At 32.0% G+C, this 21,228-nt stretch carries 20 protein-coding genes and 1 pseudogene; 15 read left to right on the top strand and 6 right to left on the bottom strand.

Annotated elements, in window-relative coordinates:
• The first annotated feature begins 14 nt into the window (after positions 1 to 14).
• Positions 15 to 1,790 carry a vWA domain-containing protein gene (locus tag AC3VJB_RS06240; RefSeq protein ID WP_497666911.1) on the top strand — a complete coding sequence of 592 codons (1,776 nt, stop codon included), beginning with the start codon at positions 15 to 17 and terminating at the stop codon, positions 1,788 to 1,790.
• A 277-nt stretch (positions 1,791 to 2,067) separates the two neighbouring features.
• Here the strand turns inward: AC3VJB_RS06240 and AC3VJB_RS06235 are convergent, their stop codons facing one another.
• Genes AC3VJB_RS06235 through AC3VJB_RS06220 form a run of 4 tightly spaced genes read right to left on the bottom strand, consistent with a single transcriptional unit; the run spans position 2,068 to position 8,035 of the window.
• Complete coding sequence (locus AC3VJB_RS06235) at positions 2,068 to 2,790, bottom strand: YebC/PmpR family DNA-binding transcriptional regulator (RefSeq protein WP_047789109.1); 723 nt, start codon at positions 2,788 to 2,790, stop codon at positions 2,068 to 2,070.
• Between the two features lie 57 nt (positions 2,791 to 2,847).
• On the bottom strand, positions 2,848 to 4,839 hold the full coding sequence (locus AC3VJB_RS06230; protein ID WP_159491489.1) for a DUF3352 domain-containing protein: 1,992 nt from the start codon (positions 4,837 to 4,839) through the stop codon (positions 2,848 to 2,850).
• Between the two features lie 15 nt (positions 4,840 to 4,854).
• Positions 4,855 to 6,498, bottom strand: coding sequence for an acyl-CoA carboxylase subunit beta (locus AC3VJB_RS06225; RefSeq protein ID WP_047789107.1), 1,644 nt, complete (start codon positions 6,496 to 6,498; stop codon positions 4,855 to 4,857).
• A gap of 58 nt (positions 6,499 to 6,556) precedes the next feature.
• Positions 6,557 to 8,035, bottom strand: coding sequence for a helix-turn-helix domain-containing protein (locus AC3VJB_RS06220; RefSeq protein ID WP_047789106.1), 1,479 nt, complete (start codon positions 8,033 to 8,035; stop codon positions 6,557 to 6,559).
• Positions 8,036 to 8,190: 155 nt separating this feature from the next.
• Between AC3VJB_RS06220 and aceB the strand changes: the two genes are divergently transcribed.
• Together aceB and AC3VJB_RS06210 are read left to right on the top strand one after the other, a co-directional pair.
• Positions 8,191 to 9,786: a malate synthase A gene (gene aceB / locus AC3VJB_RS06215; RefSeq protein WP_497666910.1), complete on the top strand. Its 1,596-nt coding sequence runs from the start codon at positions 8,191 to 8,193 to the stop codon at positions 9,784 to 9,786.
• 136 nt (positions 9,787 to 9,922) lie between these two features.
• Positions 9,923 to 11,554 carry an isocitrate lyase gene (locus AC3VJB_RS06210; protein ID WP_159491485.1) on the top strand — a complete coding sequence of 544 codons (1,632 nt, stop codon included), beginning with the start codon at positions 9,923 to 9,925 and terminating at the stop codon, positions 11,552 to 11,554.
• A 192-nt stretch (positions 11,555 to 11,746) separates the two neighbouring features.
• Here AC3VJB_RS06210 and AC3VJB_RS06205 read toward each other — a convergent pair whose 3' ends face one another.
• Both AC3VJB_RS06205 and AC3VJB_RS06200 read right to left on the bottom strand, forming a co-directional pair.
• A complete protein-coding gene (locus tag AC3VJB_RS06205) occupies positions 11,747 to 12,139 on the bottom strand; it encodes a cupin domain-containing protein (RefSeq protein ID WP_497666909.1) in 393 nt (130 codons plus the stop codon).
• Positions 12,136 to 13,095, bottom strand: coding sequence for a bifunctional helix-turn-helix transcriptional regulator/GNAT family N-acetyltransferase (locus AC3VJB_RS06200; RefSeq protein ID WP_497666908.1), 960 nt, complete (start codon positions 13,093 to 13,095; stop codon positions 12,136 to 12,138). The genes AC3VJB_RS06205 and AC3VJB_RS06200 overlap by 4 nt, the downstream gene beginning before the upstream one ends.
• A 158-nt stretch (positions 13,096 to 13,253) precedes the next feature.
• Between AC3VJB_RS06200 and AC3VJB_RS06195 the strand changes: the two genes are divergently transcribed.
• From AC3VJB_RS06195 to ettA, 12 genes and pseudogenes are all read left to right on the top strand, one after another.
• Positions 13,254 to 13,604, top strand: a complete 351-nt coding sequence (locus AC3VJB_RS06195) for a DoxX family protein (protein ID WP_047789103.1) — start codon at positions 13,254 to 13,256, stop codon at positions 13,602 to 13,604.
• Complete coding sequence (locus tag AC3VJB_RS06190) at positions 13,604 to 14,014, top strand: OsmC family protein (protein WP_047789102.1); 411 nt, start codon at positions 13,604 to 13,606, stop codon at positions 14,012 to 14,014. The genes AC3VJB_RS06195 and AC3VJB_RS06190 overlap by 1 nt, the downstream gene beginning before the upstream one ends.
• Positions 14,015 to 14,545, top strand: coding sequence for an NADPH-dependent FMN reductase (locus AC3VJB_RS06185; RefSeq protein ID WP_464848852.1), 531 nt, complete (start codon positions 14,015 to 14,017; stop codon positions 14,543 to 14,545).
• Between the two features lie 17 nt (positions 14,546 to 14,562).
• Positions 14,563 to 14,790 (top strand): (4Fe-4S)-binding protein, encoded by a 228-nt coding sequence (locus AC3VJB_RS06180; protein WP_497666907.1) that lies wholly within the window; start codon positions 14,563 to 14,565, stop codon positions 14,788 to 14,790.
• Between the two features lie 60 nt (positions 14,791 to 14,850).
• A pseudogene (locus AC3VJB_RS06175) lies at positions 14,851 to 14,994 on the top strand (CDGSH iron-sulfur domain-containing protein); the annotation flags it as partial.
• Positions 14,994 to 15,278: a GNAT family N-acetyltransferase gene (locus AC3VJB_RS06170; RefSeq protein ID WP_317166143.1), complete on the top strand. Its 285-nt coding sequence runs from the start codon at positions 14,994 to 14,996 to the stop codon at positions 15,276 to 15,278. The pseudogene AC3VJB_RS06175 and the gene AC3VJB_RS06170, both read left to right, overlap by 1 nt.
• Positions 15,279 to 15,372: 94 nt before the next feature.
• Positions 15,373 to 15,621 (top strand): glutaredoxin family protein, encoded by a 249-nt coding sequence (locus tag AC3VJB_RS06165; protein ID WP_047789098.1) that lies wholly within the window; start codon positions 15,373 to 15,375, stop codon positions 15,619 to 15,621.
• Between the two features lie 49 nt (positions 15,622 to 15,670).
• Complete coding sequence (locus AC3VJB_RS06160; RefSeq protein WP_253057336.1) at positions 15,671 to 16,111, top strand: MarR family winged helix-turn-helix transcriptional regulator; 441 nt, start codon at positions 15,671 to 15,673, stop codon at positions 16,109 to 16,111.
• 204 nt (positions 16,112 to 16,315) lie between these two features.
• The gene (locus AC3VJB_RS06155) at positions 16,316 to 16,789 is read left to right on the top strand and encodes a hypothetical protein (RefSeq protein WP_047789096.1); all 474 of its coding nucleotides are present in this window, start codon (positions 16,316 to 16,318) and stop codon (positions 16,787 to 16,789) included.
• Positions 16,790 to 16,915: 126 nt separating this feature from the next.
• Positions 16,916 to 18,940 carry an oxidoreductase gene (locus tag AC3VJB_RS06150; RefSeq protein WP_437824959.1) on the top strand — a complete coding sequence of 675 codons (2,025 nt, stop codon included), beginning with the start codon at positions 16,916 to 16,918 and terminating at the stop codon, positions 18,938 to 18,940.
• Between the two features lie 136 nt (positions 18,941 to 19,076).
• Complete coding sequence (locus AC3VJB_RS06145; RefSeq protein WP_239180883.1) at positions 19,077 to 19,253, top strand: CAL67264 family membrane protein; 177 nt, start codon at positions 19,077 to 19,079, stop codon at positions 19,251 to 19,253.
• Between the two features lie 19 nt (positions 19,254 to 19,272).
• Positions 19,273 to 20,964, top strand: a complete 1,692-nt coding sequence (gene ettA, locus AC3VJB_RS06140; protein ID WP_047789093.1) for an energy-dependent translational throttle protein EttA — start codon at positions 19,273 to 19,275, stop codon at positions 20,962 to 20,964.
• Positions 20,965 to 21,228: the final 264 nt, after the last annotated feature.

Genomic DNA, 21,228 nt, shown 5'->3' with positions numbered 1-21,228 from the left:
TAAAACGAAAAACTATGTTTAAAAAACTATTTTATGTAATACTATTGTTGAGTTCAATAGCACTTACAGCGCAACAAAGAACAATTACAGGTATAGTTTCAGATGAATCAGGTCCGTTACCAGGAGTTACTATTGTGGTAAAAGGAACTACTATTGGAACTGAAACTGATTTTGATGGTAAATACTCTATTTCAGCTACACAAGGAGATGTTTTAGTATTTTCTTTTGTAGGGATGAAAACTGTAGAAGAAAAGGTAAAAGAAAGTTCTGTAATTAATATAATAATGAAGAGTGATAATCTTTTAGAAGAAGTTGTAGTAGCAGCCTACGGTATTTCAAAAAGGAGAAAATCATCGGCTTCAAAAGTTATTAGAATTAGAGGGTATAATCAAATTGAAAATAGAGATTCTTATGCAGGAAGAAGTGAAAATATTTTCAAAAGTCCTATAAATTCTCCCTTGTCTACATTTTCTATTGATGTTGATAAAGCTTCTTACGGTAATATAAGAAGAATGATTAATAGCGGTCAAAAAATACCAAAGGAAGCAGTTAAGATTGAAGAAATGATTAATTACTTTGATTATAACTATCCGCAACCTAAAGGAAAACATCCTTTTTCAATCACTACAGAAATTGTTAGGACTCCATGGAATAAAGACACTCAGTTAATAAGAATTGGGTTAAAAGGAAAAGAGTATAAACAAGAAAATTTACCAGCATCAAACTTAACTTTTTTGATAGATGTTTCAGGCTCTATGTCAGATCATAATAAATTACCTTTATTAAAATCTGCTTTTAAATTATTGGTAAATCAGTTAAGAGAAAAAGATAAAGTAGCAATTGTTGTATATGCAGGAGCAGCAGGGGTAGTTTTAAAACCTACCTCAGGAAATGAAAAAGAAACAATATTAGAGGCTTTGAATCAATTAGAAGCAGGAGGCTCAACGGCAGGAGGAGAAGGAATTGAGTTAGCTTACAAACTAGCAAAGGAAAATTATATAAAAGATGGAAATAACCGAGTTATTTTAGCTACAGACGGTGATTTTAATGTAGGAGCTTCAACCAATGCTGAAATGGAAGAGTTAATAGAAGAAAAAAGAAAATCAGGAGTATTTCTATCAGTGTTAGGTTTTGGTTACGGAAACTACCAAGATGATAAATTAGAAATTTTAGCAGATAAGGGAAATGGAAATCATGCGTATATCGACACGATGCAAGAAGCGCAAAAGGTATTTGGTAAAGAATTTGGGGGTACTTTATATACCATTGCAAAGGATGTGAAAATTCAGGTAGAATTTAATCCAGAAAAAGTAAAAGCATATCGTTTAATAGGATATGAAAACAGATTGTTGAATGATGAAGATTTTGTAGATGATACAAAAGATGCTGGTGAGTTAGGTAGTGGTCATACAGTAACAGCATTGTATGAAGTAATTCCTGTAGGAGTAAAAAGTAAATTTTTGAAGAAACTACCCAAATTGAAGTATACTCAAAATAAACAATTAGATAGTTTTAATAATGAATTATTAACGGTGAAGTTTAGGTATAAATTACCAAAAGGGACTAAAAGTATAGAGTTGGTAAAAACGGTTAAAAATGAAGTATTGGCACCAACGAATGATATGAATTTTATTTCAGCAGTAGCTTTATTTGGAATGCAATTAAGTAAATCAAAATTTAAAAATAAGACAAAAATTGAAGATGTACTTAGTTTGACAGAGGGAGAAATAGGAGAGGATAAAGATGGTTACAAAGCAGAGTTCGTTAGATTAGTAAAAACGTATAATTAAGAATAAAAAAACAGGGTTAAATGCCCTGTTTTTTCTAAAAAATCTTTAGCGTCAAAAGCTTTTTTATAATCAGCTAAACTCATTCCGAATCGTTAAGCATTGTAGTTCTCTTCTTTATCTATTTTATAAAGTTTGCTTTTTCTACTTATTTTTATTGGCCCACTCTTTTTGTTTCGTAGAAAATAGTAATAGTGAAAAGTTTGGTTGAGATAAATATATAAAAAAATCCAACGATTTTTATCGTTGGATTTATATGTTTTGAATAAGAAGATGTTTGTTATTCTTCCATAGAATGGTAGACATTATTTACGTCATCATCTTCTTCCAGTCTTTCTAAAAGTTTGTTTACCTCTTCTTTTTGTTCTTCTGAAATCGCAGTAGTGGTTGTTGGAATACGTTCAAATTCCGAAGAAAGAATTTCAATATTATTTTCTTCTAAATATTTTTGAATAGCGCCAAATTGTTCAAAAGGAGCATAAAGCATTACCGAACTATCTTCTTCGTCGGCAAAAACTTCTTCCACTTCAAAGTCGATCATTTCCATTTCAAACTCTTCTAAATCCATTCCTAAGGAATCTTCTTTTACTTTAAAGTTAACCACGTGGTCAAACATAAAAGCAACTGATCCAGAAGTTCCTAAATTTCCGTTACACTTGTTAAAAGCAGCACGTACATTAGCTACTGTACGGTTATTATTATCAGTAGCAGTTTCTACTAAAACAGCAATTCCATGAGGAGCATATCCTTCAAATAATACTTCTTTATAGTTTTCAGTACTTTTATCAGATGCTTTTTTAATAGCGCGCTCAACATTATCTTTAGGCATGTTGGCAGCCTTTGCATTTTGAATTACAACACGTAAACGAGAGTTGGTTTCGGGGTTTGGACCACCTTCTTTAACTGCCATAACGATATCTTTACCAATACGAGTAAAGGTTTTAGCCATAGCTGACCAACGTTTCATCTTTCTTGCTTTCCTAAATTCGAATGCTCTTCCCATGTGTATTCTGTTTTAATTTTGCTTGGCAAATGTAACTAATGCTATAAAATATTGCAATTAAAAATGTTTTTTGAAAATTACATCACCTGTTTGTTTATCATAAGCTTTCCAAGTTCCACTTTGTTTATCATTTTTATAATGCCCTTTAACTTTTGCTTTTCCGTTTTCATAATAGGACTTATAAGAACCATCTTTTAAGCCATCTTCTAAATCAACTTCAAATTTTAGCTTTCCGTTTTTATAGAACTCTTTGTATGATTTAGCGCTTAGGTCAGAAGGATGTATTGGCGGAAGCTTAAAAAATGTTGTGGAATTTTGAGTACTTGTAGAATCTTTGTAGGGAGCTAACTCTAATAGTAGTTTCTCTTTTAATTCTTTATCTTTTTTAGTGTTTATGTCAATGTTTTTAGGATCTTCAAAAACAAGAGAAATATTACTTTCAAATAAGTCATCAGAAGCAATTAGCTGCATTCCAATTTGTGAAAAGCAAGTAATATAAGGTTTGTTTTTTTGAAGTTCACGTCGAGTTTTGTTGTCAACTAAACTTAAAAGATCTTTATAGGAATTTGGAGTGTTTACATAAGCAAAGACACTAGATTTTTTCTCAAAATGATAATTAAAATCATCGAATTTTTCAGAGTTTTCTAGGGTGTATCCTATTAAGTGGTTGTTAATAATTTCTTTAATAGTATTTGGACTAGTACTAAAAACTACAAAATCATCAATAATGGTAAAGTAAGGTTTCTCCATTTTAGAAAACATGTTTCCTGCTAACATTTTAAAGAATCCTTTTAAATCGAAAAAGTTAATAGGATAACCTCTGTAATCGATTTGCTTGTATTTCAAAGGGGTGTTTTCTTTAATTTTTGAAAGGACAAGCTGAAGATTTTCTTTAGCGTCATCAATATCGTCAGCTTTAATAATAGCAGCGATATCTTTTTTGTTTTTTGAAAGCTCAGTGTTAAAATGAATTAAAGCTATTTCACTACCAATCCAACTATAAATGTTTTCAGAAACATTAATGTCTAACTTATCCTCAATCATCGCAAGTTGATCAGAATACACCTTAAAATCAGCAGGATTTTCTTGTTGGAGTTTCTCTAGATTACTATTGAATGTTTTAAAGTTATCAAAAGCAAAACTAAGGTATAAAGAGGTGTTCTTTGGAGCTACTTTAGCAACGCTACGCTTACCAGCCCCAGACTTTTGTAATACCTTTAAATAAGTTTGTGAATTAGTGTCAACGTTTGTGTAACCAGTAGCTTGAACGATAACTCCTTCCACAATGGATATGTCTAAACCAGAGTAGAAGAATGCTTCTTTATTTAAAAAATCTAAATTGCTAGAACTGGTAAAACAATTTAAATAATCTTTTAGATATTTATGTTGTAAATAGATATTAAAAAATCCATCAGTATCTGTTTTCTTTTTTATTTCTATAAAATTTATATCTCGTCCAATAACAGGATTCAAGTATTGGTCAATTGATTGTTCAACCAAAAGGTGAGTATAAGAAGCTATAACTTGGTTTTTAATAAAAGAAAGGTGTAAAGTTTCTCTAGTCTTCTTATTATACAGTTCTATAATTTCGTGTTCTTTGTATACTCGTTTCGTTACCTTATAGTCTTCTCCAGCCAAATTACTTATAGCTCTTTTTAGAAAAATAAGTTTAGAGAATTTTTGTAAATCCGCAACGTATAATAACCCATATTTTCTAGGACTAAATACATGTACTGAAATAACCAGATTACGTTCCCCAATAAAGTCAAAAATTTCCTTTTTTGCTTTAAAAGTTTCATCTAAACTATGTAGGCCTTCAGATAGTTTATTGATTTGTTGATTCTTTTGAAGATGCGTCCAAATTTCACTTGAGCTTATTTCATCCCAAGTGTCAATAGGTCTTTCAGTATCAACTATGAAAACAGCATCATCAGGAACTAGGTAAATAGACTTGATATTATCATTTTCAGATAAGGTGAAAATATACACTTGATAGATTACAAAGCCTATAACAAGGGCAATAATGCCCCAAAACACTTTCCTCTTCATGCTGTTTTCTGTGTTTTAAACTTGTAAAACTCCTAAATTAAAAGGCTTTTCAATAGGAGCGTGGTCAGCAGCTTCTATTCCCATAGAAATCCATGTTCTGGTGTCTAGAGGATTAATTACAGCATCGGTCCAAATTCTTGCAGCAGCATAGTAAGGAGATATTTGATTATCGTATCTCGATTTAATTTTATCAAATAATTCAGCTTCTTTTTCAGGAGTAATTTCTTCTCCTTTTTTCTTTAAAGCAGCTGTTTCAATTTGTAGTAATACTTTGGCAGCAGAGGCTCCACTCATCACAGCTAGTTCAGCACTTGGCCATGCAAAAATAAGACGAGGGTCATAGGCTTTACCACACATAGCGTAATTTCCTGCACCGTAAGAGTTACCAATAACTACCGTAAATTTAGGAACTACAGAGTTACTAACAGCGTTCACCATTTTGGCTCCGTCTTTGATAATTCCGCTATGTTCAGATTTACTTCCTACCATAAACCCAGTAACATCTTGTAAGAAAACTAACGGGATTTTCTTCTGGTTACAGTTGGCAATAAATCGAGTAGCTTTATCAGCTGAATCGTTATAAATTACCCCACCAAATTGCATTTCGCTAGGTTTGGTTTTTGCTCCTTTTGATTTTACAATTTTACGTTGGTTAGCAACGATACCTACTGCCCATCCATCAATACGAGCATATCCAGTAATAATGGTTTGACCATAGCCTGCCTTGTATTCTTCAAATTCAGAATTATCAACCAAACGCTTGATGATTTCCATCATGTCGTATTGCTCATTACGAGCTTTTGGTAAAATTCCGAAAATATCATCTTCATTTTCTTTTGGAGGAAAAGCTTCTTTACGATTAAATCCAGCTTTGTCATAATCTCCAATTTTATCCATTAAGTTTTTAATGGTATCTAAAGCATCTTTATCATCTTTTGCTTTATAATCGGTAACCCCAGATACTTCACAATGTGTAGTTGCTCCACCCAAGGTTTCGTTATCAATAGTTTCACCAATAGCGGCCTTAACTAAATAACTACCCGCTAAGAAAATACTTCCTGTTTTGTCTACAATAAGTGCTTCATCACTCATAATAGGTAAGTAAGCACCACCAGCAACACAACTTCCCATAACGGCAGCAATTTGGGTAATTCCCATGCTACTCATCACAGCATTGTTTCTAAAAATTCTTCCGAAGTGTTCTTTATCAGGAAAAATCTCATCCTGCATAGGTAAATAAACTCCAGCTGAATCTACCAAATAAATAATAGGTAATTTATTTTCAATTGCTATTTCTTGAGCTCTTAAATTTTTCTTTCCTGTAATAGGGAACCAAGCACCTGCTTTTACGGTAGCATCGTTAGCAACAACAATACATTGCTTACCGCTAACATATCCCATTTTTACAACCACGCCGCCTGAAGGACATCCACCATGTTCTTGATACATGTCTTCACCTGCAAAAGCAGCAATTTCGATAGACTTAGACTTATCGTCTAATAAATAATCAATACGTTCACGAGCTGTTAATTTTCCTTTCTCATGATGCTTGTCAATACGTTTTTGTCCACCGCCTAATTTAACTTTGGTTAAGCGTCTACGTAAATCTGATACTAAAAGTTTATTGTGGTCTTCGTTTTTGTTGAAGTTAAGATCCATGGTAAGTTATTTGTTTGCGTGTGCTAAAATAAGAAAAACAACGTACAAAACAAGGTGTTTAGGTGTACGATTGAATGATGTTTTCAACAGTGTTTTCTATTTCTTTATTTCTAGATTGTTTTAGTAAAATATAAGGTTCTGCCACCCGTTCATTACAGTTTTGTACTGCGCATGTTTCGCAAGTAACACCTACTGTTTTTTTAGTGAAAGTATCTTCATTAAAAAAATGAAGTTTTCTTTTTAAGTGTGGAGAAAGCAACATACCTATGCTAACACTACGATTAATTTTTTCTTTAAAAGGATCGGCAGTAGCCGCAGAAAGTACTAAATACTCTTTTTGAGAATTTTCGTACGACGAAATTTGAATTCCGTAAGCAGATTTTTTTTCTTCTGAAACTTCTAAATCCTGAATTGTTTTAATGGCAATCCATCTTCTGCAATAATGTTCATTGTTACGATTGGCGTGAGGAGACTGTTGTTGTGTAATATGTAGTTCTTTAGAAAGTCTATGTGCCAGAGAACCTTCTTTATGAGTAAAACGTAAAAAGAATAGGTTCTTAATATTAAAATGTCTTGGTAAAATGTTCGTTAAACGTTGATAAAACGTTTCGTCTGAACAATTATAACTTCTAATAATTTTGTGCAATTGTATAGGTTGCCAAGTTTTTAAAGAAAAAAGTTGTGTTAGTTTTTGAATTAAATCATCTTTCGGAATAATTAAAGCACCTGCAAAGTAAGAAGCTACAAAATTATTTAATACTTCATCAAAACTGTCAAATTTAATCCATGGAAATGTATATAACCTGTTTTCAATTTGTAAATAATTATAAGCTATTTCTTTAGCAAAAATGAATGTTCTCTGTGCTTCGTTTATATCGTTATATATAAGAAGTGTTTTGTTTTTTGGAATATAGATGTTTCTTAATTCAGATAATTTTTGATGTTTAGATAGTTCTTCGCTATCAATCGTATAACCGTATTCTTCAATTAAAATTTCTTCTAAGTCTTTTGAAGAAATAGGTTTGTTTGGATTGATTTGATAAGCCTTAATAAAATCTGTAACCTTTGTTTCAATATCCTCAAAATAGTTGTTGTGTGCTTCTTGGTACGAACGTAATGCAGCAAGAAAAAAGCTCTCTCTTGTTAAATTGTAGTTTTGAGAAATCTTAATAATGGTACTTATAAAAGCATTAACCTTTGCAGGAGCATTGGCAATGATGTCAATTAGATTATTTTCTTTAATACCAAATAGGTCAAGAGGAATCTCTTTTAAAATTTTCGATTGTAAAATTTCACCAATAGGGGCTAGGTTTTTATCTAATTTTAGAGATACCAAATGATCATAAGGTACTTCTAGCTTCTCAGAAAGAATAACAATTTTATCAGTTTTTGGATACTTTTTTCCTTTCTCAATTTCGTTTAAATACGATTTTGATAATCCTGTTAGTTTAGCTAATCCAAAGAGTGATAGATTTTTATCTGTACGTATTTGTTTCAGTTTTAACCCAAAAACTAATCTGATATATTCTTCTTCCAATGTGTTTTATTAAAATATTCGTAATTCAAAGGTATAAAAATTAGCGAATTAATAAAAATTTGTAATTTACATGTTTTTAGCGAACGTTCGCTTTTTTGTTTGAGTTCTTTTTTTTAATATTGAACTGTCAATCAATAAGTAAAAAATAAATAGATATGAATCAAGATGTTTTAGCAAAAGAAATTCAATGTGTAGGTTTTGATCAAACCGAGTATAAAAGTGTTTTGACCAATGAAGCCAAAGCATTTTTAATTCAACTTCAAGAAAAATTTAATCCTCAAAGACTTCAATTATTAGCTGAAAGAGAAATCGAACAAGCTTATTTTGATGCAGGAAACTATCCTTCTTTTCCTTTGGAAACGAAAGAGATAAGAGAGAGCGATTGGGTATGTGCTCCGTTACCTGAAGATTTGTTAGATAGGAGAGTAGAAATTACAGGGCCAGTAGAGCGTAAAATGATTATCAATGCATTAAATTCTGGAGCAAAAACGTTTATGGCAGATTTTGAAGATAGTAATTCACCTACAATTCAAAATATTTTAGATGGTCAGGTAAACTTACGAGATGCAGTAAATAAAACAATTTCATTTTACAACGCTGCAAAAGATAAAAGCTATGAGTTGAAAGACAAAGTAGCTACCTTGTTAGTAAGACCAAGAGGATTGCATTTAAATGAAAAACATTTGTTGATTGATGGTGTAGAAATGTCGGGTTCTTTGGTAGATTTTGGATTGTACTTTTTCCATAATATCAAAACCTTACGAGAGCAAGGAAGTGCAACCTATTTTTATTTACCTAAACTAGAACACTACAAAGAAGCACGTTGGTGGAATGATGTTTTTGTATTTGCGCAAGAATATATGGAGGTACCAAAAAAAACCATTAAAGCAACAGTATTAATAGAAACAATTACGGCAAGTTTTCAGTTGGATGAAATTATTTATGAGTTAAAAGATCATATGGCTGGCTTAAATTGTGGTCGTTGGGATTATATCTTTTCATACATTAAAAAGTTCAGAAATCATTCTGGTTTTATTGTGCCAAACCGTTCACAAGTAACCATGAGTAGCCCATTTATGAAGGCATATTCGTTACGAGTTATTAAGTCGTGCCACAAACGAGGTGTACATGCTATGGGAGGAATGGCAGCACAAATTCCTGTGAAGAATAATGAAGAGTTGAATAAAGAAGCTTTTGCTAAGGTTAAGAAAGATAAGGAGCAAGAAGTTAGGAATGGTCATGACGGAACTTGGGTGGCGCATCCTGGTTTAGTAGCAATTGCAATGGACGTTTTTAATACAACAATGCCCAATGCGAATCAGATAGATAAAAAGCTAGAAGATCTAACAATTACAGAAAAAGATTTAGTAGAATTACCAGAAGGTACTATTACTGAGCAAGGAATACGAGAAAATATCAATGTTGGTATTTTGTATGTAGAGTCGTGGTTAATGGGACAAGGAGCAGCTGCCTTGTATAATTTAATGGAAGATGCAGCAACTGCTGAAATATCTCGAACACAAGTATGGCAATGGTTACATAAAAACGTAATGATTGAAGATGGTAGAACGTTTACAGAGGGAATGTATGAGCAATTTAAAAAAGAAGAATTAAAAAAAATAAAAAGTTATGTAGGTGAAGACAGATACAATAACGGAAAGTTTGAGTTAGCTATTCAATTATTTGACGAGTTGATTTTAAACAAAGAATTTGTAGAGTTCTTAACCTTACCGGCATATAAATATTTATAGAGAAAAGCAATTTAAATTAAAAACTAGACTTGAATATTTAAATCTCGATTATCGAGAAAAAAGCCCTCAAAAATGCGGCAACATTTAAGAGGGCAAGCTATCAATAAAAATTAATAACCTTATCAATTACAAAATTATGAAAAATTTAGCACACGCTAATTATAGTTCTGCTTTACAAACAGTAAAAGAATTAAAGAAAAAGTTTGGATCAACTTGGAATTCAGTTTCTCCAGAGAATGCTGCTAGAATGGTAGCGCAGAACCGCTTTAAAACAGGTTTAGATATCGCTAGATATACCGCTGCAATTATGAGAGAAGATATGGCGGCTTACGATGCAGATTCATCTAATTATACACAGTCATTGGGGTGCTGGCACGGATTTGTAGCACAACAAAAAATGATTGCAGTAAAAAAACATCACAAAACAACAAGTAAACGTTATTTATATCTTTCAGGATGGATGGTAGCTGCTTTGCGCTCAGAGTTTGGTCCATTACCAGATCAATCGATGCATGAAAAAACAGCAGTTCCTGCGTTAATTGAGGAGATTTATGATTTTCTACGTCAAGCAGATGCTATTGAATTAAACGATTTATTTAGAAGATTAGAAAACGGAGAAGATGTACAGAGTGAAATTGATAATTTTGAAACACATATAGTTCCAATTATTGCTGATATTGATGCTGGTTTTGGAAATGAAGAAGCTACGTATTTGTTAGCTAAAAAAATGATTCAGGCTGGTGCTTGTGCTATTCAGATAGAAAATCAAGTTTCAGATGCTAAACAATGTGGACATCAAGACGGAAAAGTAACTGTACCACACGAAGACTTTATAGCAAAATTAAATGCAATTCGATATGCCTTTTTAGAGTTAGGCGTAGAAGATGGAGTTATTGTAGCAAGAACCGATTCGGAAGGAGCAGGATTAACTCAAAAATTACCCGTAAGTCAAGAGCCAGGAGATTTAGCTTCTCAATATTTAGCATTTGTAGAAGCTGAAGAAATTACAATTGATGAAGCAAAAGAAGACGATGTATTACTAAAACGTGATGGAAAGCTAGTGCGTCCTGTACGTTTGGCTAATGGTTTGTATAAGTTTAGAGAAGGAACGAATATTGATAGGGTAGTGCTAGATTGTATTACAAGCTTACAAAACGGAGCCGATTTGTTATGGATTGAAACACCTACACCACACGTTGGTCAAATAGCTAATATGGTAAATAGAGTACGAGAAGTAGTTCCTAGTGCGAAGTTGGTGTATAACAATTCGCCTTCGTTTAACTGGACGTTGAATTTCCGTAATCAAGTATATGATGAAATGGTTGCAGAAGGAGAAAATATGACGGGATACGACAGAAACAATTTAATGAATGCGGCTTATGATGGTACAGAATTGTGTCATAGAGCGGATGAGAAAATCCGTACTTTCCAAATAGATGGGGCAAGAGAAGCAGGTATTTTCCATCATTTAATCACCTTACCAACCTACCATACAACAGCGTTACATATGAATGATTTAACAGAAGGTTATTTTGGTAATGAAGGAATGTTAGCCTATGTAAGAGGAGTACAACGACAAGAAATTAGAAAAGGAGTTTCTTGTGTAAAGCATCAACGAATGGCTGGTTCTGATTTAGGAGACGACCATAAAACATTTTTTGCTGGAGATAAAGCGTTAAAAGCTAGTGGAGAAAAGAATACATCTAATCAGTTTGAAGCAGGAGCAAAAGACAAAAGATTAGAAGAAGAAAGTGCCGTAGCAGTATAAAAAATCTTAGTTGTTTGTAAACTTCCTGTTATGTTTGGTTTGTTTCAATTGTTTGTTTGCATAGCAGGAATTTTACTTACTAATTTGATAGTATGAGTTTATAATTAGCAGTTGTAAATTTTATTTTGATGTAGTTAGCTCTCTTTTTAAAAGAGAGCTTTTTACTTTAATGAAAAAGCCTTTATAAGGGCTTTAATATTTTTGATTATCAATAGATTTAGTGATAGGAGTTATTACATCACCAGTGTGTTTGGTAGATTTTGTTTCGATAAGCATAATTAAACAATCTTCCGAAGAACTAACTCTGTGATTTACACCTTTAGGGACTACGTATAAATCTCCTGTTTTCATCGTAAAACTAGGTTGATTTTCTATTTCCATTAAAAGGTTTCCATTGATAATATAAAAAAGCTCATCTTCATTTTCGTGATTATGCCATGGAATATCTTCCCCTTTAATTTTGGCGAGCTTAACATATTCATTGTTAACTTCAGAAATTATTTTAGGAGAAAAGTATTTTTTTAGTTTTTCAGCTTCCTGTAGGATGTTAATTGTTTGAGTAGTATCCATATCGTAAGTTATCAAGACTTTGTTTTTAATTCCATTTTAATATTACAACGTTCGTATGGGCAGTCTTCTTCCACAGGAATTTCTAAAAAGCCGAATTTTCTATAAATGTAAATAGCGTTTTCAAGTTTCGTGTTTGAGTATAAAACCAATTTATCAAACTGTTTGTCTTTTGCAAAATCAATACAATGTTGCATGAGTTGTTGTCCTATTTTGTAACCCCTGTGTTTTGGTGAAACAGCCATCTTTGTTAATTCATAAATATTAGGTTCACTCATAGGCATTAAAGCTACAGTACCCACAACTTCATTATTTAATTTAGCAAAGAAAATATGACCTCCTTTGTCAATAATATATTTGTGAGGATTGCTTAAAACTTCTTCATCATAAGGTTCTACGTAGAAAAATGTTTGTAACCATTCAATGTTCAGATTGTAAAAAGATGAGTTGTATTCTTCCTTAAATGTGGTAATCGTTACAGTACTTTGTGTTGTATTCATTTTTATATGTTCTATAATAGCTTCGCTGAAAGACTTTTCATCGAACTTAGTCTCTAATTCATTTATAAGTTCAGTTAGTGATTCAGCCTTTATATTAGTGTACTTTTTAATAGTGTGTTCAATGCTGTTCCATATAGGAGTTACATTTTCTATGAGTTGCTTTCCTTTGTTAGAAATAAAAATAACTTTTTTTCGCTTATCCGATTTATCTTCTTTGAGGGTGATAAGTCCTTTTTTATGAAGCTTATTAATAGCTTGAGTAGTAGCAGGCTGCGATGTTTTTAAACTGTTGGTAATCTCAGTATTAGTAACACCATCTTTGTTTTTTATAATTTTAAAAGTAGGAAATAGGTAAGGGTCAAAATCAATATTAAACTCATCGTACACCAATTGTGTTTCGCGCATCATGTATTCGCTAGTCCTTTTTAACCTAGAACCTAATCCAATTTCTCCTAATCCTTTAAGTGCGTCCATTTTTAATAAATATAAGCGCTTATATAAATACAAATATATGTTTTTTTTGATTTATAATCCTTGTGTATTATTATTGATAAATGTCTAGGTGATATTTACCATGGAAAATAATAAAAACATTTTTATATATTTGTAAATGAATTTTAATAACAAACAAAATGAAAAGAGATAAAATTATTTTTTATGTAGCTACAGGGTTATTAACATTATTAATGTTTTTTTCAGCAGGAATGTATTTTTTTAATCATGCAGAAGTAGCTAAAATGTTTACAGCATTTGGGTACCCAACATACATTATTTACCCATATGCAGTAGCTAAGCTGTTAGGTTTAATAGCTTTATGGTTTTTTAGAGGAAAGTTTTTAAATGAATGGGCGTATGCAGGTTTTTTCTTTGCATTTATTCTAGCTTTTTTTGCTCATTTTATGATTGGTGATGGAGAACAAACAGGAGCTGTAATAGCAATCGTACTATTAATAGTTTCGTATATTTATAGTAAAAAAATATAATGAGCAACAATCCAACAGCAACAGTTACTTTAACTGACCGAAATTATTTAGCAGAAGCAAAAATGAGAAATCATTTTGCTGTTATTGATGAGCCTTTAGACAAAGGAGGAGACGATAATGGACCAACTCCAGTAGAATATTTACTAACTGCAATTGGTGGATGTGTGTCTATTACTTTGAGAATGTATGCAGAGAGGAAAGGATGGGACTTAGGAAAAGTTACAGTAAATGTTAGCCAAAAAGAACAATTAACTCCAGAAGGAATTAAAAAATCATTAGTAGAAGAAATTTCATTCGAAAAAGAAGTTACAGAAGAGCAGCATACTAAACTATTAGAAATAGCAGGTAAATGCCCAGTAGCTAAAATGGTGAAAGGTGAAACAGAAATTGAGTCAAAAATAACAACATAGATGAAAAAAATAATCGCTTTCGCAGGTAGTAACAGCAAAAAATCAATAAACAAACAATTAGTAACATATGCTTCTAGCTTATTAGGTGGAATTGAAGTTTCAGTATTAGATTTAAACGATTATCCATTACCTATTTATGGAATTGATAAAGAAATAGAAGAAGGTGTACCAGAAAATGCCGCAATATTTCTAGAAAAAATTAAAGAAGCAGATGGAATAGCTGTATCGTTAGCAGAACATAATGGTAATTTTACGGTAGCTTTTAAGAATATTATAGACTGGATGTCGCGTATAGAACAAAAAATATGGCATAATAAACCAATGCTATTATTATCAACTTCTCCTGGAGGTAGAGGAGGGGCGTCGTCAATGGCAATAGCTAAAAATGGATTTCCTCATATGGGAGCAAATGTTATAGCAGATTTTTCTTTACCGAAATTTCATGATAACTTTAATGACGGAAGGATTGTAAATGAGGAGTTTAATGAAAAAATAAAAGAAGCAGTTACAACTTTCCAAAAAGCAGTATAAACATAAAATTTTAAGTTATGTCAGAAGCAAAGGAAATTGTAAAGAACTATAGTAATAATGATATTACTGTAGTTTGGAGGCCAAACAAATGTATCCATTCAAAAAAATGTTGGAAAGGCTTGATACAGGTTTTTAATCCACAAAATAGACCTTGGATTAAGATGGATGGAGCTACTACAGAAAGAATTAAAAAGCAAGTAGAGGAATGCCCATCAGGAGCTTTATCATACATTTCAAAAAGATAAGGGAGTCAAGCAGCAGCTCATACAGAAACTAAGGTAGAAGCATTAGAAGATGGTCCTTTATTAATTTACGGAACTCTGCATGTAACTAATCCGGACGGTACAACAGAAAAGAAAAATAAAACAACTGCTTTTTGCAGGTGTGGGGCTTCTCATAACAAACCATATTGTGATGGTACACATGTAAAAGTTGAGTTTAAAGGATAATGATGAAAGTACAGCAAGAAGACAATGATAAAAAAGGAGAGTTCTATATTGAAGTTGAAGGGAATAGAGCTGCTTTAATGACGTATACTTGGGCAGGTAAGGATAAATTAATTATAGATCATACTGAAGTTGGTGATGATTTAAGAGGAAAAGGAGCAGGATATAAGTTAGTAGCAGCCTCAGTAGAGTTTGCTAGAAGTAAAAATATCAAAATACTTCCATTATGCCCATTTGCTAAATCAGTTTTTGATAAAAAGCCTGAATACTCAGACGTTTTAGCTTAAATAAAATTCCTTTTCAATATTTGTAAAGAATTTATATTCCTTGGTATATAAATGTGTGTTTTGTATTTTTGTACTCAAAATAAGGAGGTTAAAAATGAAGATAGTTTTATATGGTAGAAAAGGACATGCACATACAGTTGCATATAAAAACTTTTTAAAATCTGCAGAAGTACCATTTGAATATAAAGATGTTTCTGTTGATGATGAAGCAAAAGAACACACGAAAGAATTATATGAAGGTCAAGTTAAATATCCAACACTATTTGTTGATGATGAAGTGTATCTAACACCATCATCAGATACTTTCAACAAATTAATGCAAGACTTAAAGTTAAAAGGATAATCTTATTTTAATAAAAAAGGCTAATAGCTAACAGCTAATTACCAAAGCAATGGGAGATATTTCAAAAGATATTAATTCAAAGTTTCCAAATAATAAAATTAAAGCGTTTATCAATATTAAATACACTGCTAACTGGATAAACAGTCAAGAAAATGAGTTTTTTAAGCAGTACAGTATTTCATCTCAACAATTTAATATTCTTCGTATTTTAAGAGGAGCAAAAGAAGCGATAAAAGTTCAAACAATAAAAGATAGAATGATTGAACGAGCTCCAAATGCTACGAGATTAATGGATAAATTATACGAGAAGAATTTAATAAATCGTGAAAGGTGTAAGCATGATAGAAGAGTAGTTTATATAAGTATTACGCAACAAGGAAAAAAGTTATTAAAAGCAATAGATGATAAGTTACATTTAGATTTTATTGAAAATTTAACGGAAGAAGAAGCTACACAACTTAGTGGTTTACTAGATAAAATTAGACAATAGATTTTGTATTTATAGTTAATAAAAGGGAAATATAGATTAAAAAATACGCCTTTTAAGAAATAGAAATTACATGAGTGTATAAAAAAGTTATTATCCTTTTAAAAATAAGAGGTTTATCTTGTGTTATAAGTAGTCTTTTACCTAGGTATTCCTAAATAATACTTAGATATATTTGAGTTGATTAATTAACCCAAACTCAATTTTATGAAGACTTTAAAAACCCTAATGTTTGTAAGTATCTTTTTTATGGTATTTACATCATGTCAAAATGAAGAAACTGTATTATTAGACGAAACTCAAACAGAAACTTTAGATACTAAAGCAGCAAAATCAGCAGAAGACTTAAAGCTAGATTATCATGAAGATTACGGAGTAGTTAGAGCAGATGAATACCCAATGAATCCAAATGGGCTAGAAAAACCTACTTTAGATTTATTTTTAGAAAGAGGAAACCTTAAAAAAGAAGATTTAAAAAGTTACCGTATCGTAAAAGATGAATTTTCAGGTGTTGGTTTGGCAGAGCACAGAATGAAAGATGGTAATGTGATACAAGTACCTCATGAGTATCAAAGACAACCAGTTTACAGGTTTGAAGCCGAATTAAACGATGGAACCAAAGTTAGGATTATTATAATCATTATATGTTCAAATGGTTTAATCATAATATTTTGGTGGTAAAAATACCCTAAAAGCATAAAAAGACCCTATACAACGTATAGGGTTTTTTTATATAAAAAAAATATAATAAAAAATATGTATCTTGCAATTTGTTATGCATGCATAATATTTTATAAAAATTCAACAATGAAATACAAACATATTTTTGAGCCGTTAGATTTAGGTTTCACTACTTTAAAAAATCGAGTGTTAATGGGATCTATGCATACTGGTTTAGAAGAAGAAAAAAATGGAATTAAACGCATTGCTTCTTACTATGCAGAGCGTGCACGTGGTGGGGTAGGTTTGATTGTTACAGGAGGAATTGCACCGAATATTCAAGGATGGACAGCACCTTTTTCTGCCCGTATGAGTACAAAAAAGCATGCCCGTGAACACAAAGTAATTACAGAAGCAGTTCATAAAGAGGGCGGTAAAATATGTATGCAAATTTTACACTCAGGACGTTATGGATACCACCCATTTAATGTGGCACCTTCAAAAATCAAATCACCAATAACGCCTTTCAAACCATTTGCATTAAAGCAATCGGGAATACGAAGAACAGTAAAAGACTTTGTAAACTGTGCTAAATTATCACAAGAAGCAGGATATGATGGTGTAGAAATCATGGGGTCTGAAGGATATTTAATTAATCAGTTTATAGTAACGAGAACTAATAAAAGAACCGACGATTATGGAGGTAAGTATGAAAATAGAATTCGTTTAGCAGTAGAATTGGTTCGTAAAATTAGAGAAGCTGTTGGAGAGAACTTTATCATTATCTATCGTTTATCGATGCTAGATTTGGTAGAACAAGGAAGTTCTTGGGAAGAAGTAGTACAGTTAGGAAAAGAAATAGAAAAAGCTGGGGCTACTATTATCAATACAGGTATTGGATGGCATGAAGCACGAATTCCTACTATTGCAACCTCAGTACCTAGAGCTGCGTTTACTTGGGTAACCAAAAAAATGAAAGAAGAACTATCTATTCCATTAGTTACTTCTAACCGAATAAATATGCCAGATACTGCTGAAAAAGTTTTGGCAGAAGGACATGCAGATATGATTTCAATGGCACGCCCATTTTTAGCAGATCCAGAATGGGTAAACAAAGCTAAAGAAGAAAGAATAGATGAAATAAATACTTGTATAGCTTGTAATCAAGCTTGTTTAGACCATGCATTTCAAAAGAAAGTAGCAAGTTGCTTGGTAAACCCAAGAGCATGTCACGAAACAGAACTTAACTACAATCTAACTTCAAAAAAGAAAAAAATAGCAATTGTAGGAGCAGGACCAGCTGGTTTAGCAGCTTCAACAGTAGCAGCTCAAAGAGGGCACGATGTAACCTTATTTGATGCCGATAAAGAAACAGGAGGTCAGTTTAATATAGCAAAACAAATTCCAGGAAAAGAAGAGTTTTATGAAACCATTCGTTACTTTAATAAGCAATTAGAATTGCATAAGGTAAATGTAAAGTTAAACACAAGGGTTACTGCTGAAGATTTATACAATGGTAATTTTGATGAGGTTGTTTTAGCAACTGGAATTACACCGAGAACCCCAAGAATAGAAGGGGTTGATCATGAAAAAGTATTGAGTTATATTGATGTTGTGAAATTAAAGAAACCTGTAGGTAAACGTGTTGCGGTTATTGGAGCGGGAGGAATTGGTTTTGACGTTTCAGAATATTTAGCTCATGAAGGAGAGAGTACTTCTCAAAATATAGATGCTTGGTTAAAGGAATGGGGTATTGATAAAACATTAAAATCACGTGCAGGAATAGAAGGTGTTACTCCTGAAGTTCATTCTTCATCAAGAGAAATATATATGTTTAAACGTAGTTCAGGAAAGTTTGGAGGAAATTTAGGAAAAACTACAGGATGGATTCATCGTTCAGTATTAAAAAGAAAAAAAGTACAATTTATAAATGAAGTACAGTATACAAAAATAGATGATGAAGGTTTACACTATGTTCAAAATGAAGAACAAAAAGTATTACCAGTTGATAATGTGATTATTTGTGCAGGTCAAGTTCCATTTAAAGAATTGTTAGAGCCATTAGAAGCCAAAGGAATGAAAGTACATGTAATTGGAGGAGCTGATGTTGCGGCAGAATTAGATGCAAAGAGAGCCATAAACCAAGGAAGTAGGTTAGCTGCTGAACTCTAGTATGTATATAAATTTAAAATCACTAAAAAGTCTTGCATTGGTAAGACTTTTTTTATGCGCAAAACTACAGTGAATAAGTCTAAATAATTACCGATATTTGTAGCTCACATTTTATTGAAAAAAGTAAATTATGGCAATGAACAAAAACACTGTCCTAGGTTGGGCAACGCTTATAATGGTATTAATGGGGGTTTTACTTATTGGATTAGCAGTATTTAAATATGATGAAATAGCAGGGTATGGATTTGGAGCTGTTGGTTTAGGTTTTTTTGCAAATGCATGGGTGTTTAATGCCCTAAAAGGAAGAGTTTAATTAAAGAAAATATAGAGAAATGAGCGACGATAAAAAAGTCATTTTTTCAATGAATAAGGTCTCTAAGACCTACCAAAGTACAGGAAAACAGGTTCTTAAAGATATCTATTTAAGTTTCTTTTATGGAGCTAAAATTGGTATTTTAGGTTTAAACGGTTCAGGTAAGTCTACTTTGTTAAAAATTATAGCAGGAGTAGAAAAAAACTACCAAGGAGATGTTACGTTCTCTCCAGGTTATAAAGTAGGATATTTAGAACAAGAACCTCAGTTAGACGAAGATAAAACCGTTTTAGAAGTTGTTAAAGAAGGAGTAGCAGAAACAGTTGCTATTTTAGATGAATACAACAAAATAAACGATATGTTTGGCTTAGAAGAAGTATATTCTGATGCAGATAAGATGCAAAAGTTAATGGATCGTCAAGCTGAACTACAAGATAAGATTGATGCTTCTAATGCATGGGAATTAGATACCAAGTTAGAAATAGCGATGGATGCTTTGCGTACGCCAGAAGGAGATAAGAAGATCGGAGTATTATCTGGAGGAGAGCGTCGTCGTGTTGCTTTATGTCGTTTATTATTACAAGAACCAGAAATTTTATTACTAGATGAGCCTACCAACCACTTAGATGCAGAATCTGTACATTGGTTAGAGCATCATTTAGCACAATATAAAGGAACGGTAATTGCAGTAACACACGACCGTTATTTCTTAGATAACGTTGCAGGTTGGATTTTAGAATTGGATAGAGGTGAAGGTATTCCATGGAAAGGAAACTATTCATCTTGGTTAGACCAAAAATCTAAACGTTTAGCTCAAGAAAGTAAAACAGCTTCTAAGCGTCAAAAAACTTTAGAACGAGAGTTAGAATGGGTACGTCAAGGAGCAAAAGGTCGTCAAACAAAGCAAAAAGCACGTTTGAAGAACTACGAAAAGTTAATGAGTCAAGATCAGAAGCAGACGGAAGAAAAATTAGAAATATACATTCCTAATGGTCCTCGTTTAGGAACGAACGTAATAGAAGCTACAGGTGTTTCTAAAGCTTATGGAGACAAATTATTATACGAAAATTTAGAGTTCAACCTACCACAAGCCGGAATTGTAGGAATTATTGGTCCGAACGGAGCTGGTAAAACCACTATTTTTAGAATGATCATGGGAGAAGAAACTCCTGATGCGGGAAGCTTTAAAGTAGGGGAGACAGCTAAAATAGCTTATGTAGATCAGTCACATTCTAATATTGATCCAGAAAAATCTATTTGGGAGAACTTCTCTGAAGGTCAAGATTTAGTGATGATGGGAGGTAAACAAGTAAATTCAAGAGCTTATTTAAGTCGTTTTAACTTCTCGGGAAGTGAGCAAAATAAAAAGGTAGCAACCTTATCAGGAGGAGAGCGTAACCGTTTGCATTTAGCAATGACGTTAAAGGAAGAAGGTAACGTATTGTTATTAGATGAGCCAACAAATGATTTAGATGTAAATACTTTACGAGCTTTAGAAGAAGGTTTAGAAAATTTTGCAGGATGTGCTGTGGTAATTTCGCACGATAGATGGTTTTTAGATCGTATTTGTACACATATCTTAGCTTTCGAAGGAGATAGTCAAGTGTATTTCTTTGAAGGTTCTTTCTCTGATTATGAAGAGAACAAGAAGAAGCGTTTAGGAGGAGATTTAATGCCTAAGCGAATTAAATATAAGAAGTTAATCAGGTAAATAAAACATTTATAAAATAAAACTCGAAGCTATTAACTTCGAGTTTTTCTTTTTCAATAACAATCATCCCCTCAAATTGCAAAACTGTTTTAGTAGATAGTTTTCCATAGTAGTAGTTATTATGTTAATGTTTTGTTAGTAACAACTATTATGCCGAAATGAAAAATATTCAATAAAAATAGAATTAAATATTTTTTTTAAATGTTTTAGAGGGTTTTAAATGTAAAAAAAATAAATAATTAACTAAGTTTAACAAAATTTAAA

It is taken from the genome of Tenacibaculum sp. TB-53, assembly GCF_059716285.2.
Note: the sequence above shows the minus strand (reverse complement) of the source record. Positions and strands in the feature narration are given on the sequence as shown.

Coding starts and splice junctions, on each gene's coding strand:
- AC3VJB_RS06185 (WP_464848852.1), top strand. CDS start 14,015: ATGAAAAAAATAATCGCTTTCGCAGGTAGTAACAGCAAAAAATCAATA.
- AC3VJB_RS06170 (WP_317166143.1), top strand. CDS start 14,994: ATGATGAAAGTACAGCAAGAAGACAATGATAAAAAAGGAGAGTTCTAT.
- AC3VJB_RS06180 (WP_497666907.1), top strand. CDS start 14,563: ATGTCAGAAGCAAAGGAAATTGTAAAGAACTATAGTAATAATGATATT.
- AC3VJB_RS06160 (WP_253057336.1), top strand. CDS start 15,671: ATGGGAGATATTTCAAAAGATATTAATTCAAAGTTTCCAAATAATAAA.
- ettA (WP_047789093.1), top strand. CDS start 19,273: ATGAGCGACGATAAAAAAGTCATTTTTTCAATGAATAAGGTCTCTAAG.
- AC3VJB_RS06150 (WP_437824959.1), top strand. CDS start 16,916: ATGAAATACAAACATATTTTTGAGCCGTTAGATTTAGGTTTCACTACT.
- AC3VJB_RS06225 (WP_047789107.1), bottom strand. CDS start 6,498: ATGGATCTTAACTTCAACAAAAACGAAGACCACAATAAACTTTTAGTA.
- AC3VJB_RS06195 (WP_047789103.1), top strand. CDS start 13,254: ATGAAAAGAGATAAAATTATTTTTTATGTAGCTACAGGGTTATTAACA.
- AC3VJB_RS06200 (WP_497666908.1), bottom strand. CDS start 13,095: ATGGACGCACTTAAAGGATTAGGAGAAATTGGATTAGGTTCTAGGTTA.
- AC3VJB_RS06240 (WP_497666911.1), top strand. CDS start 15: ATGTTTAAAAAACTATTTTATGTAATACTATTGTTGAGTTCAATAGCA.
- AC3VJB_RS06165 (WP_047789098.1), top strand. CDS start 15,373: ATGAAGATAGTTTTATATGGTAGAAAAGGACATGCACATACAGTTGCA.
- AC3VJB_RS06190 (WP_047789102.1), top strand. CDS start 13,604: ATGAGCAACAATCCAACAGCAACAGTTACTTTAACTGACCGAAATTAT.
- AC3VJB_RS06235 (WP_047789109.1), bottom strand. CDS start 2,790: ATGGGAAGAGCATTCGAATTTAGGAAAGCAAGAAAGATGAAACGTTGG.
- aceB (WP_497666910.1), top strand. CDS start 8,191: ATGAATCAAGATGTTTTAGCAAAAGAAATTCAATGTGTAGGTTTTGAT.
- AC3VJB_RS06210 (WP_159491485.1), top strand. CDS start 9,923: ATGAAAAATTTAGCACACGCTAATTATAGTTCTGCTTTACAAACAGTA.
- AC3VJB_RS06230 (WP_159491489.1), bottom strand. CDS start 4,839: ATGAAGAGGAAAGTGTTTTGGGGCATTATTGCCCTTGTTATAGGCTTT.
- AC3VJB_RS06145 (WP_239180883.1), top strand. CDS start 19,077: ATGAACAAAAACACTGTCCTAGGTTGGGCAACGCTTATAATGGTATTA.
- AC3VJB_RS06155 (WP_047789096.1), top strand. CDS start 16,316: ATGAAGACTTTAAAAACCCTAATGTTTGTAAGTATCTTTTTTATGGTA.